11 protein-coding genes are annotated in these 12,597 nt (G+C 66.8%); 9 read left to right on the top strand and 2 right to left on the bottom strand.

What is annotated here, in order from left to right:
• Window positions 1-108: 108 nt before the first annotated feature.
• The 5 genes from MUN23_RS02115 (at window position 109) to MUN23_RS02095 (ending at window position 4,873) form a co-directional block, all read left to right on the top strand.
• Entirely contained in the window at window positions 109-675 is a 567-nt protein-coding gene (locus tag MUN23_RS02115) for a hypothetical protein (protein ID WP_248761881.1), read from the top strand.
• 151 nt (window positions 676-826) lie between these two features.
• Window positions 827-3,097: an NAD-dependent DNA ligase LigA gene (gene ligA / locus MUN23_RS02110; protein WP_248761880.1), complete on the top strand. Its 2,271-nt coding sequence runs from the start codon at window positions 827-829 to the stop codon at window positions 3,095-3,097.
• On the top strand, window positions 3,094-3,912 hold the full coding sequence (locus MUN23_RS02105; RefSeq protein ID WP_248761879.1) for an inositol monophosphatase family protein: 819 nt from the start codon (window positions 3,094-3,096) through the stop codon (window positions 3,910-3,912). Before ligA ends, MUN23_RS02105 begins: the two co-directional genes overlap by 4 nt.
• 26 nt (window positions 3,913-3,938) lie before the next feature.
• Complete coding sequence (locus tag MUN23_RS02100) at window positions 3,939-4,451, top strand: GNAT family N-acetyltransferase (protein WP_058929568.1); 513 nt, start codon at window positions 3,939-3,941, stop codon at window positions 4,449-4,451.
• Window positions 4,452-4,489: 38 nt separating this feature from the next.
• Window positions 4,490-4,873 (top strand): RidA family protein, encoded by a 384-nt coding sequence (locus MUN23_RS02095; protein WP_248761877.1) that lies wholly within the window; start codon window positions 4,490-4,492, stop codon window positions 4,871-4,873.
• Between the two features lie 92 nt (window positions 4,874-4,965).
• Here MUN23_RS02095 and MUN23_RS02090 read toward each other — a convergent pair whose 3' ends face one another.
• The gene (locus MUN23_RS02090) at window positions 4,966-5,628 is read right to left on the bottom strand and encodes a response regulator (protein ID WP_058932726.1); all 663 of its coding nucleotides are present in this window, start codon (window positions 5,626-5,628) and stop codon (window positions 4,966-4,968) included.
• A complete protein-coding gene (locus tag MUN23_RS02085) occupies window positions 5,621-7,420 on the bottom strand; it encodes an ATP-binding protein (protein ID WP_371875964.1) in 1,800 nt (599 codons plus the stop codon). The genes MUN23_RS02090 and MUN23_RS02085 overlap by 8 nt, the downstream gene beginning before the upstream one ends.
• 143 nt (window positions 7,421-7,563) lie before the next feature.
• Between MUN23_RS02085 and MUN23_RS02080 the strand changes: the two genes are divergently transcribed.
• From MUN23_RS02080 to gatB, 4 genes are all read left to right on the top strand, one after another.
• Window positions 7,564-9,036, top strand: a complete 1,473-nt coding sequence (locus MUN23_RS02080; protein ID WP_248761874.1) for a CitMHS family transporter — start codon at window positions 7,564-7,566, stop codon at window positions 9,034-9,036.
• 145 nt (window positions 9,037-9,181) lie between these two features.
• Window positions 9,182-9,478, top strand: a complete 297-nt coding sequence (gene gatC / locus MUN23_RS02075) for an Asp-tRNA(Asn)/Glu-tRNA(Gln) amidotransferase subunit GatC (protein WP_056348187.1) — start codon at window positions 9,182-9,184, stop codon at window positions 9,476-9,478.
• A gap of 2 nt (window positions 9,479-9,480) precedes the next feature.
• Entirely contained in the window at window positions 9,481-11,040 is a 1,560-nt protein-coding gene (gene gatA / locus MUN23_RS02070; RefSeq protein WP_248761873.1) for an Asp-tRNA(Asn)/Glu-tRNA(Gln) amidotransferase subunit GatA, read from the top strand.
• Window positions 11,040-12,548 carry an Asp-tRNA(Asn)/Glu-tRNA(Gln) amidotransferase subunit GatB gene (gene gatB, locus MUN23_RS02065; RefSeq protein WP_248761872.1) on the top strand — a complete coding sequence of 503 codons (1,509 nt, stop codon included), beginning with the start codon at window positions 11,040-11,042 and terminating at the stop codon, window positions 12,546-12,548. The genes gatA and gatB overlap by 1 nt, the downstream gene beginning before the upstream one ends.
• Window positions 12,549-12,597: the final 49 nt, after the last annotated feature.

The raw sequence follows: 12,597 nt of genomic DNA, 5'->3' as shown, positions 1-12,597 counted from the left end.
GGGCCCGTAAATCCATTGGATTTGCGGGCCCGTGCCGCGTTGTAGGAGACTACCGGAAACACTGTTCGCTGCGGCAGGGGGGTGCCGCGTGCTGTCGAAAAGGTAACCATGATCCGATCCTCATCCGTGCTTCGCGACGTGTCCGCTGCTGCGGCCGCTGCGGTGCTGGCGCTCCTGGTTGGCCTTTCGGCGGCGGTCCCGGCGCAGGCCGAAGACGGCGAACCCACACCGCAGTGGTGCCTGCTGAACTGTGAAACCGCCAGCGCTGAGCCTCAGGATCCGGGCAAGGGCAAACCTGAAGTGCCGCCGGTAGTCCCGTCCCCAGTTGTCCCAACCCAGCCCCCGGCACCGCCGCCCGTGGCGCCAGCACCGGTACCGGTTCCCACCCTCGCCCCGGAACCGAGCGTTTCGCCGACTGAGGAATCGCCGTCGGACGCGCCCAGCACTATCATCCCCAGCCCGCCGTCGTCTGCAACCCCGTCCACGGAATCGAACTGGAACAAGCCAGTCACCAAGTCGGCCAAGCCCACACAGGCCGCCGCCGTTTCCAGGAACGACGGCTCCGGCCTCTTCGGCGGACCCGGCCTGCTGGCCATCATGGCGGGCGTGGTGCTGGTGGGAGTCGCCGGCCTCGCCTTCGCCTGGTGGAGCCGGAACCGCCCCGCCTCACACTGACCTTTGTTATCCGGTGATCGAGCTGGTCGCCGGCCCCGACCTACATGGGGGCTTTCCGTGCCCACCGGGCCCCGCGGCATTTAGCGGCGGGGGCACGGCGGTGCAGTGGGCGTTTGGGCGCAATGTCGGGGCGGTAAGGCAAGATAGGTCTGTGAGCACAGCACCGGTCCCCGCAGAGGAAACAGCAAACAGCACTGAGGAACTAACCGAGCCGGACGCCGTCCCCGCTGGGTCGGTGCGCGAAGAATATGAGAACCTGGCGGACCTGGTCAGGAAGTACCGGTTTGCGTATTACCAGGAGGACGAACCCCTGGTCTCGGACGCTGAATTCGACGAACTGTTCCGGCGCCTGGAGGAGATCGAGGCCCTGCATCCGGAGCTGGTAGCCAATGATTCGCCTACGCAGGAGGTTGGCGGGGAAGTCTCAGCCGCCTTCGCCGCCGTCGAACATCTGCAGCGGATGTACAGCCTCGAGGACGTCTTTTCCTTGGAGGAGCTGGAGGCCTGGATCACCAAAGCCGAGGCCGGCGTCAGCAAGCTGGGGGACACCGCCCAGCTGGCGTGGCTTACTGAACTCAAGATTGACGGCCTCGCGGTCAACCTGTTGTACCGCGACGGGAAACTGGTCCGGGCGGCCACCAGGGGTGACGGAACCACGGGTGAAGACATCACCCACAACGTCCTGACGATCAAGGAAATCCCGACGGAACTGACGGGCACCGGATTTCCCTCAGAGGTGGAAATCCGAGGCGAGGTCTTTATCCCTTCCAAAGCCTTTGCGGAGTTTAATGAGGCCCTGATCGAAGCCGGCAAGGCGCCGCTGGCCAACCCCAGGAATGCCGCCGCCGGTTCGATCAGGCAGAAGGATCCTGCGGAAACTGCCAAGCGTCCGTTGCGGATGTTTGTCCATGGAATTGGTTCGCGCGAAGGGCTTGAGACCCTGAGCCAGTCCCAGACCTACGCCGTGCTGGAAAAGTGGGGACTTCCCGTCAGTCCGTATTTCGAGGTTCTCGGCGGCCTGCCGGAGATCCTTGCCTTCATCAAGCGCTATGGCGAGCAACGGCACAGCCTGATGCACGAAATCGACGGCATCGTTGTCAAGATCGACGACTTCGCCACGCAGCGTGCCCTCGGCTACACCACCCGCGTTCCCCGCTGGGCCGTCGCCTACAAGTACCCGCCGGAAGAAGTCCACACCCGGCTGCTGGACATCCGTGTCCAGGTAGGCCGTACCGGCCGCGTGACCCCGTTCGGGGTGCTGGAGCCGGTGAAGGTGGCTGGTTCCACCGTGGCCCGTGCCACGCTGCACAACCAGGACGTGGTCAAGGCCAAGGGCGTGCTGATCGGCGATGTTGTGGTGCTGCGCAAGGCCGGAGACGTCATCCCGGAGATCGTCGGCCCCGTGTTGGCGCTGCGCAAAGGCCGTGAGGACGAACTGCGCGAGTTCGTGATGCCCGCCGAATGCCCGTCCTGCGGCACGGAGCTCGCCCCCTCCAAGGAGGGCGACATCGACATCCGCTGCCCCAATTCCAGATCCTGCCCCATCCAGCTGACCGAGCGCGTGGCGCACCTGGCCGGCCGCGGTGCCTTCGACATCGAGGCCCTCGGCGGGGAAGCTGCCGTTGCGCTAACTGATCCGGGCGAGCCCAGGCCAGGCCCGCTGGTGAGTGAGTCGGAGCTCTTCTCCCTTACCGCGGCGGACCTGGAGCATGTGCGGATCCTGCGCGAGAAGCGTTCCAAGGGTGTGGGCACCGGCGTCTTCGAGATGGTCCCGTACTTCTGGACAAAGGCAACGGCCAAAACACCGTCCAAGCCCACGGCGAACACTGCGAAGCTCTTCGTGGAACTGGAGAAAGCCAAGACCCAGCCGCTGTGGCGGGTGCTCGTTGCCCTGTCCATCCGGCACGTTGGCCCCCGCGCCTCACGCGCCCTGGCCACCGCATTCGGCACCATGGACGGCATCCGGAACGCCTCCGAGGAGGACCTGGCGCATGTGGATGGCGTGGGGCCAACCATTGCGGCCGCGCTCAAGGAATGGTTTGCCGAGGACTGGCACGTGGAGATCGTTGACCGCTGGGCTGAGGCCGGGGTCCGCATGGCGGATGAGCGGGATGAGTCCACGCCGCGCACGCTGGAAGGGCTGACCATTGTGGTGACCGGCTCCCTGCCGAACTTCAGCCGGGACGAGGCCAAGGAAGCCATCCTCATCCGCGGTGGCAAAGCTGCGGGCTCGGTCTCGAAAAACACCAGTTATGTGGTGGCCGGCGAAAGCGCCGGAACCAAGCTGGACAAAGCCGCACAGCTCGGAATTCCCGTCCTGGACGAGGACGGCTTCCGCGAGCTTCTTGCGAACGGCCCGGCTCCCGCTGCCGAAGTCACGCCCACACCGTCGCCCACAGAACCAGAAGAGGCAGCCGAATGAGCCACCCGGATCTCAACATCGAACTGCTTGCGGTGGCCAGGCAAGCAGCCGCCGCCGGCGCCGCCGTGCTGGCTTCCCGTAATGGCGAGTCTCTGGACGTCAGCAACAAGGGCGACGCCGGCGACTGGGTCACGGCCTTCGATGTCGCCGCGGAGAACGCCGTCCGGGATGCCATCGTGGCCGCCCGGCCACAGGACACCATCACGGGGGAGGAGCACGGCACCACCCGGCCCGCTGCGCCCACCGGTTATCGCTGGTCCATCGACCCGCTGGACGGTACCACCAACTTCATCCGGAACATCGTCTACTACGCCACCTCCGTGGCAGTGGCGGATTCCGACGGCGTCTGGCTGGCCGGCGTCGTCAACGCCCCGGCGCTGGGCCGCGTCTACTACGCTGCCCGCGGCCAGGGTGCGTGGCTGGAAGAAGGCGGCCGGGTGACCCAGCTCCAGGGTCCGGCGCCGGACCGCGCCGGGCAGATCCTCGCCACCGGCTTCAGTTACGACCCCGCCATCCGCGCCGAGCAGGCTGCACTGCTGGGCAGTCTCATGGATGGATTCGCCGACGTCCGGCGGCTGGGCTCAGCGGCGCTGGACCTCTGCCTGGTGGCTGACGGGACCCACGACGCCTACGGCGAACGCGGGCTCAACGAACATGACTTCTCCGCCGGTGCGTTGATTGCCGAGGAAGCCGGTTGCTGGGTCCGGCGTCCCCGGCTGGCCAGTCCGCTGGACGGCGGACCCGCCGACGAGGACAGGCTGGCCGCCTGGACCTGCGCCGGGACCTTGGCGCTGTCCGGCAAGTTTCCGCTGTGACGGTGCTGCGCCACTAACATTGTCAGGTGCAATCGCAAATAACCATCCGACCGGCCGTTGAGGCAGACTTCCAGGCCATCGCCAGGATCACCGTGGACTCGTACCTGGCAGCAGGGTATTTCGACAGCGCGGACCATCCCTATATGCAGCAGATCCAGGATGTTGCCGCACGTGCGGCGAAGGCCACGATCTGGGTTGCCGAGCGGGACCGGCAGGTGGTGGGTTCCGTGACGCTGGCACTGGCAGGTGAACCGTTCGCCGACATCGCCCTGCCGGATGAGCTGGAGTTCCGGATGCTGGTGGTGGATCCGGCGGTGCAGCGCAGCGGCGCAGGCAAGGCCATGGTGGAAGCCATCATTGAGCATGCGAAATCGCTGGAGGGCATCACGGGCGTGGCCCTCACCACCGGCGGGACCTGGGAGAGCGCCCATGGCCTCTACCGGAAGACCGGCTTCAAACGCGTCCCCGAGCGTGACTGGCTGATTCCGGGCACCGACATAAAGCTGCTGGTTTACCGGCTTGACGTCCAGCCAACCTAAAGTGGTGCCGACTCGTTTTCGGCACTGAAAGGCCCACCATGCGCAAAACATTCGGCACCGGCTCCGTCTGGGAGCAGACCCTCGGCTACTCCCGCGCCGTCCAGGTGGACAACACGCTCTACATTTCCGCCACGGCCGCCAGCGGCGAGCACGGCATTGTGGGCGAGGACTTCTACACGCAGACCCAGTACATCCTGCAGAAGCTCGGCGTGGTCCTGGCCGATGCCGGCTTCAGCTTCGAAGACGTGGTCCAGTCCAAGCTGTACCTGACGGACATCAGCAAATGGGAAGAGGCCGGCCGCGCCCACGGCGAAGTCTTCGGCAAGATCCGCCCCACGCTGGCCCTGGTGCACGTCCTGCCCTTCCTTGACCCGAAGATGCTCGTCGAGATCGAGCTCGTGGCCCAGAAGAGCGCCAACTAGGACGCTCCCGCCCGCCTGGCGCGAACTGGCAGCAGATACCCTCAAATCCGCATTTTGAGGGTATTACCTGCCAGTTCGCGCATGAGTGTGTGTTAACTGGCCGGGAGGCTGTAGCGGTGTTCCGGGCGTCCGGTGGTTCCGTAGCGCAGTTGGATGTCGACGGCGCCGTCGTCGGCCAGCGAGGACAGGTACCTTTGCGCCGTGGCCCGGGAAACCCCCACGCGGGTGGCCACTTCCACCGCCGAATACTGTTCGCCGGCAACCAGCGATTCCAAGACCGCGGCCTCGGTGGCGGAGCGGGGTTTGGCCGCCGGCGTCACGTCCCCGGGGATCAGCGCCCGTTTGGCCCGCTCCACGGAGCCCTGGTCCAGGGCCCCGGGCTGGCCCAGGAGCCTGCGGTACCGGGCATACGAACGTAGCTGCTGCGAGAGCGACTCGGCGGTAAAGGGCTTCAACAGGTACCCGAGGGCGCCGCGGCGGAACGCTTTCCGCAGCGACTCGGCGTCCGATGCGGCACTGAGGATCATGGTGTCCACGTCCAGCTGCTGCAGCAGGTCGAGGCCTGAGGCGTCCGGCAGGTAGACATCCAGCAGCACCAGGTCCGGGCGGAGGCTGTGGATCGCCTGCAGCGCCAGGGATGCCGACCCCACCGGCGCCAGCGCCAGGAATCCCGCCACCGAATCCACATACGTTGCGTGCAGCTTGGCCACGTGGAAATCGTCGTCCACAATCAGCACCCTGAAGTCCTCAGGCATCATTGTCCTTTCCAGCTAAATCCTGGGTCCCCGCAGGTGTCCCGGGGGTGGTCCCGGCCGTTGTACGTGGCAGGGAAGCCATAAACACGGCACCGGGTCCGCCCGGTGTCCCCGGCTCCAGCACGCGGACGTCCCCGCCGCGGCGCCGGGCCAGCTTCCGGGCCAGGGCCAGGCCCAGCCCCTGCCCGCCACTCCGTGCGCCACTCTGCCCGCCACTCCGTCCGCCGGCAGCCGCCGGAGCCGGCACTACTGGGCCGGCCGCCGTCGTAAATCCCTCGGCGAAGACCGCTTCCGCGTCCGTCCCGGCGGCCAGCCCGTCGCCGGAATCGGCGACGACGATGTGCAGCGTCCCGCCGTCGTCGTGCGGTTCATCCAGCACCTCGAGCTCCACCCAGCGGTCCGGGGCGGAGCCCGAGACGGCGGCGTTCACCGCGTTGTCGATCAGGTTGCCCAGTACGGTGGTCACGTCTTGCGGCTCGGTGACCTGGCCGCGGACCAGGGTTTCGGGGCCGATCCGCAGCGTCACGCCGCGCTCATCGGCCTCCACGCCCTTGGCGCCCACAAAGGCCTGCAGGTAGGGGTCCTGCAGCAGTTCCGCCTGGTCCACCGGGAACTTCAGGGGCCCCGTGGCGGCGAGCCCGGCCAGGTAGTCGCGGGCCTGCTGGTGCTGACCGATGCTCATCAGGCCGGCGATGGTGTGCAGCTGGTTGGCGAATTCGTGGCGCTGGGCGCGCAGGGCCGTGGACATGGTGCCCACGGCGTCGAGCTGCCGGGTGAGCTGCTGGAGTTCGGTGCGGTCCCGGAGCATCACCACCCAGCCAAGGTCCTCGCTTCGATGCAGGGCCTTGCGCGCGCTGGCCACCAGGACGCTGCCGCCGGCTACCAGCTCGATGGCGTCCGCCTCCGCAGCGTCCGGCCGGGTCAACGCCCTGAGCTGTCCGGGCACCGGAGCGTCGGCCCATGGCGTCCCGGAAAGGTCCGGCTGCTCCAGAAGGCGCTGCGCCGCTGCGTTGAACACGCTGATCCTGCCGTCGGCCGAAACGCCGATGACGCCGTCGTCCACGCCCTGCAAAACGGCAACCTGGTCGTGCACGAGCGTGCTGATTTCCTCGGGCTCCAGCCCCAGCGTCAGGCGCTGGAGCCGGCGCCGCAGCAGGAACGAGGCCAGCACGCCCGCCAACAGCGCACCCGCGGCGGTCAGCCCCACCGGGCCGATGTCGCGGGCAACGCTTTGGCCCACGCTCTCCATGGAGTACCCAACGCTGACCTCGCCCACAACCGTGCCAGCGCCGCGTGCGTAAACAGGAACCTTGGCGCCGGCAGACGGGCCCAGTGTCCCGGTGTTCCTGGTGGTGACCTCCTGGCCGGCGAGGGCCTGGGACGGATCGGTGCTGACCTTCTCGCCCAGCCGGTCCGGATCCGGGTGCGCCAGGCGCAGGCCGGTTTCGTCGGTGATCACCACAAACAGTGCCCCGGTCCGGGTCCGGATCGCCTCGGCGGCTGCCATCAGCGGCCCGGCGCGGAGCACGGCGGGCGGGGGAGTGCCCGCGCCCGCGCTGATCGCCAGCACGTCAGCCTGCACGGAAGGATCCGCGGCGACGGCGCGGGCCAGCGTCAGGGCCTGGTTTTCCGCCTCGCGGCCCACACGTTCGTAGGTCAGCCAGGCGTGGACGGCGGCGCTGAGCAGCACCACCAGCAGGACCACGCCCAGCTGAAGGAGGAGGGTCTGCGTGGAGAACCGCAAAGGCGGTGTGCGTGCAGAACGCGGCACGGTCCTCCCTTCCTCAGGCATTGGCGTGAGCACAATGCGCAAAATGCTTCGAATAAGCAGTATGCCAATCAATTGAGCCAAAGGCACGGCCGTGACCTCCGCCACCCTAATGTCTGTAGCACGCGTCACACTGCGGTGGCGTTGTTCACAAGAAGGAGCCGGCCGTGCTGGTATTACTTGGATTCGCAATGATCGCGGTATTCATGGTGCTGATCATGACGAAGAAGTTGACGCCAGTACTGGCGCTGATCATCGTCCCCACCGTTTTTGGCCTCTTCGCAGGCGCCGGACTGGGTATCGGGGACATGGTCCTGGAGTCGATGAAGTCCATGACGTCCACGGCCGCCCTCCTGATGTTCGCCATCATCTACTTCGGCCTGATGATCGACGTGGGGCTGTTCGACCCGCTGGTGAAGTTCATCCTCCGCAAGCTCGGCAATGACGCCGCAAAGGTGGTGCTCGGCACCGCGATCCTGGCGGCCGCGGTCTCCCTGGACGGCGACGGCTCCACCACCTTCATCCTCACCACCGCGGCCATGCTGCCCGTCTACCTGCGCCTGAAGATGAGCCCCGTTGTCCTCACCTGCGTGGCCGGCCTGGCCAACGGCACCATGAACATCCTGCCGTGGGGCGGTCCCACGGCCCGCGCCGCCACCGCGCTCCACCTGGACGTCAACGACGTTTTTGTCCCGATGATCCCGTCCCTCATCGCCGGCCTGGTAGTGGTCTTCGGCTTCGCCTGGCTGCTGGGCCTGCAGGAACGCAACCGCCTCCGCGCCACCTCACCGGAAATCTGGGGAACTCCGGACACGGTAGAACCCTTCACTGCTGAAAAGTTCGACGGCGGCGCTTCCGACGGCGGTTCGGGAACCGGTCGCGGACGCAAGGGAGCCGGCCCGGCCGGAGTAGCCCCCGCCGTCGGCGGTTCAGTGGCTGTCCTGGAACGCACCGAAACGCTGGTGGACGAACAGGACGGCGGGATGGCCGACACCGCCCTGGACCCCAACCGCTCCACGCTCCGCCCGAAACTGTTCTGGTTCAACCTTGGCCTGACGGTCGCCGTGATGGTGATGCTCGTGGCCGATCTCGTCCCGCTGCCGTTCGTCTTTATGGTCGGGTCGGCCATCGCGCTGGTAGTGAACTTCCCCAACGTCAAGGAACAGGGCGCGCAGCTGGTGGCCCACTCGTCGTCCATCGTGGCCGTGGTGAGCATGGTGATGGCGGCCGCAGTCCTGACCGGTGTCCTGACCGGCACCGGAATGGTGGAGGCCATGTCCGCGTGGCTGGTCCAGATCATCCCGTCCAGCATGGGCCCGTTCATGGCCGTCATCACCGGCGTGCTCAGCATCCCCATGACGTTCTTCATGAGCAACGACGCCTTCTACTTCGGCGTCCTGCCCGTGCTCAGCGAGACCGCCGCACACTACGGGATCAGCGCCGCGGAGATGGCGCGTGCCTCCATCACCGGCCAGCCCTTCCACCTGCAGAGCCCGCTGGTTCCGGCAATCCTGCTGTTGGTTTCGCTGGCCAAGGTGGACCTCGGCGACCACCACAAAAAGGTCCTGTGGCGCACCGCAGTGGTTTCCCTCGTCATGTTGGGTGTGGGAATGCTGACGGGAGCCATCGGGATCGGTTAGTCTGTACCTGCCTGTGGCCGGTCCCCGTGACCGGGACCACGGCACCGAGGTGCCCGTCTGACGCCCGCTGGGGGTCGTCAGACGGGCACTGACGTTTCCCCACTAGACTGGTTCGGAAAACAATCCGAACCTGCAGGGGAGATCCATGGCTGCGATCAACCGTGACGATGTTGCGCACCTCGCGCAGCTCGCTCACATCGAGATGAGTGCTGAAGAGCTGGACAGGATGGCCGGCGAACTCGCCGTCATCGTTGATTCAGTGAAGTCCGTGAGTGAAGCCGCCGGTGATGACGTCCCGGCAACCTCCCACCCGATCCCGCTGACCAACGTGTTCCGCGAGGACGTTGTGGGCCACACTTTCACCGCGGAGCAGGCACTCTCGGGGGCTCCGGATTCCGATGAGAACCGTTTCAAGGTCCCGGCAATCCTGGATGAGGCATAACCATGACTGACACCAACGAACTCATCCGGCTGTCCGCCGCGCGGCTGGCCGGCATGCTGGCCGCGGGCGAGGTCACCTCCGTCGAGGTCACGCAGGCTTACCTGGACCGGATCGCAGCTGTCGACGGCGGCGAACGCGGCGTGAACGCGTTCCTGCACGTCAACACCGAGGAAGCGCTCGCCGTCGCCGCCGAAGTGGACGCCATCCGCGCCGCCGGCGGCGCCGCGGCCGAGGAACTCCACGTCCTCGCCGGCGTGCCGATCGCGGTCAAGGACCTCATCGTCACCATCGGCCAGCCCACCACGGCAGGCTCCAAGATCCTCGAAGGCTGGCACAGCCCCTACGACGCCACGGTGGTCAAGCGCCTCCGCGCCGCCAAAATGCCCATCCTGGGCAAGACCAACCTGGACGAATTCGCCATGGGTTCCTCCACCGAGCACTCCGCCTACGGCCCCACCCGCAACCCCTGGGACCTGGACCGGATTCCGGGCGGTTCCGGCGGCGGCTCGGCTGCGGCCGTTGCTGCTTTTGAGGCCCCGCTGGCGCTCGGCACGGACACCGGCGGATCCATCCGCCAGCCCGGCGCCGTCACCGGCACCGTGGGAGTCAAGCCCACCTACGGCGGTGTTTCCCGTTACGGTGCCATCGCCATGGCTTCCTCGCTGGACCAGATCGGCCCGGTTTCCCGCACCGTCCTGGACTCGGCGCTGCTGCACCAGGTCATCGGCGGGCACGATCCCTTTGACTCCACGTCCCTACCCGACCCCCTGGCAGACCTCGTCGCCGCTGCCCGGGTGGGCAACGTCGAAGGCATGCGGATCGGCATCATCAAGGAACTCCACGGCGAGGGCTACCAGGCCGGCGTCGAGAACCGCTTCAACGAATCCCTGGAACTGCTGAAGCAGGCCGGTGCGGAAATCGTCGAGGTGTCCTGCCCCAACTTCCAGTACGCCCTCGGCGCCTACTACCTGATCATGCCGTCGGAGGCCTCCTCCAACCTGGCAAAGTTCGACGGCGTCCGGTACGGCCTGCGTGTCCTGCCCGAGGACGGGCCCATGACCATCGAACGCGTTATGGGAGCCACCCGCGCCGCAGGCTTCGGCGACGAAGTCAAGCGCCGCATCATCCTGGGCACCTATGCCCTGAGCGCCGGTTACTACGACGCGTACTACGGTTCGGCCCAGAAGGTCCGCACCCTGGTCCAGCGCGACTTCGAGGCCGCGTTCGCGCAGGCCGACGTCCTGATCTCTCCCACGGCGCCCACCACGGCGTTCAAGCTCGGGGAGAAACTGAATGACCCGCTGGCGATGTACCTCAACGACGTCGCCACCATCCCGGCCAACCTGGCCGGCGTGCCCGGACTGACGCTGCCCGGCGGCCTGGCGGACGAGGACGGCCTTCCCGTCGGCATCCAGCTGCTGGCTCCGGCCCGCGAGGATGCCCGGCTCTACCGCGTGGGTGCTGTCCTGGAATCCCTGCTGGAGGCACAGTGGGGCGGCCCGCTCCTGGACCAGGCACCGCCGTTGGTTGAGACCCTTGTTGACGCCAAGGAGGCAAAATAATGAGCACGGACGCAACCCTGAGCTTCGAAGAGGCCATGGAGAAGTACGATCCGGTCCTGGGTTTTGAGGTCCACGTGGAACTCAACACCAAGTCCAAGATGTTCTCCTCCGCGCCCAACGTCTTCGGCGATGAGCCGAACACCAACGTCAACGAGGTGGACCTGGGCATGCCCGGTGTGCTGCCGGTAGTGAACAGGGTCGCGATCGAGTCCTCGATCAAGATCGGCCTTGCCCTGAACTGCAAGATCGCTGAATCCTGCACCTTCGCCCGGAAGCAGTACTTCTATCCGGACACTCCCAAAAACTTCCAGACGTCACAGTACGAGGACCCCATCGCGTACGACGGCTACCTGGACATCGAACTGTCGGACGGGACCATCTTCCGCGTGGAGATCGAGCGCGCCCACATGGAAGAGGACGCCGGAAAGCTGACCCACATGGGCGGGGCCGCCGGCCGCATCCAGGGTGCCGACTACTCGCTGGTGGACTACAACCGTTCCGGCGTTCCGCTGGTGGAGATTGTCACCAAGCCCATCGAGGGTGCGGGTTCCCGCGCCCCGGAGCTGGCCAAGGCCTACGTGGCCGCCGTCCGGGAGATCGTCAAGAACCTTGGCGTGTCGGACGCGAAGATGGAACGCGGCAACGTGCGCTGCGACGCGAACGTTTCGCTGCGCCCGCACGGCCGCGAACGCTTCGGCATCCGCTCCGAAACGAAGAACGTCAACTCGCTGCGCGCCGTCGAACACGCCGTCCGCTACGAAATCCAGCGGCACGCAGCCGTCCTGGATGCCGGCAACCCGATCATCCAGGAAACCCGCCACTGGCACGAGGACACGCGCACCACCACCTCGGGCCGGCCCAAGTCGGACGCCGATGACTACCGCTACTTCCCGGAGCCCGACCTGGTTCCGATCGTTGCGTCCCGCGAATGGGTGGAGGAGCTCCGCGCCACCCTGCCCGAGCCGCCGGCGGCCCGCCGCAAGCGGCTGCAGTCGGACTGGGGCTACTCGGACCTGGAATTCCGCGACGTCGTCAACGCCGGCGTTATGGATGAGATCGAGGAAACCATCGCCGCAGGAGCCTCGGCCTCCGTGGCCCGCAAGTGGTGGATGGGCGAGATCGTTGGCCGCGCCAAGAACGCCGACGTCGATCCCGGCCAGCTGGGCGTCCAGCCCACCACCATCGTGGAGCTGAACCAGCTGGTGGAGAACGGCAAGATCAACAACAAGATGGCCACCGAGGTCCTGGACGGCGTACTCGCCGGCGAAGGCACCCCGGCGGAGATCGTGGCGAAGCGCGGGCTCGCCGTCGTTTCCGACGACGGACCCCTCCTCGAAGCCATCGACGCCGCACTCGCCGCGCAGCCCGACGTCGCGGACAAGATCCGCGCCGGCAAGCTCCAGGCGATCGGCGCCATCGTGGGCGGCGTTATGAAGGCCACCCGCGGGCAGGCCGACGCCGGCCGCGTCAAGGAGCTCATCCTCGAGAAGCTCGGAGTTGAGGGTTAGCCGAGGGCCGAGCCGCAGGCTAAGCCGCCTGATTTAACCCAACTGGGTC

This window comes from Pseudarthrobacter sp. SSS035 (assembly GCF_023273875.1).
GTDB lineage: Bacteria > Actinomycetota > Actinomycetes > Actinomycetales > Micrococcaceae > Arthrobacter.
Note: the sequence above shows the minus strand (reverse complement) of the source record. Positions and strands in the feature narration are given on the sequence as shown.

Excerpts from the sequence above, each read along its gene's own strand:
- MUN23_RS02090 (WP_058932726.1), bottom strand. The coding sequence starts at position 5,628 with ATGCCTGAGGACTTCAGGGTGCTGATTGTGGACGACGATTTCCACGTG.
- MUN23_RS02105 (WP_248761879.1), top strand. The coding sequence starts at position 3,094 with ATGAGCCACCCGGATCTCAACATCGAACTGCTTGCGGTGGCCAGGCAA.
- gatC (WP_056348187.1), top strand. The coding sequence starts at position 9,182 with ATGGCTGCGATCAACCGTGACGATGTTGCGCACCTCGCGCAGCTCGCT.
- MUN23_RS02085 (WP_371875964.1), bottom strand. The coding sequence starts at position 7,420 with ATGCCTGAGGAAGGGAGGACCGTGCCGCGTTCTGCACGCACACCGCCT.
- gatA (WP_248761873.1), top strand. The coding sequence starts at position 9,481 with ATGACTGACACCAACGAACTCATCCGGCTGTCCGCCGCGCGGCTGGCC.
- MUN23_RS02095 (WP_248761877.1), top strand. The coding sequence starts at position 4,490 with ATGCGCAAAACATTCGGCACCGGCTCCGTCTGGGAGCAGACCCTCGGC.
- gatB (WP_248761872.1), top strand. The coding sequence starts at position 11,040 with ATGAGCACGGACGCAACCCTGAGCTTCGAAGAGGCCATGGAGAAGTAC.
- MUN23_RS02115 (WP_248761881.1), top strand. The coding sequence starts at position 109 with ATGATCCGATCCTCATCCGTGCTTCGCGACGTGTCCGCTGCTGCGGCC.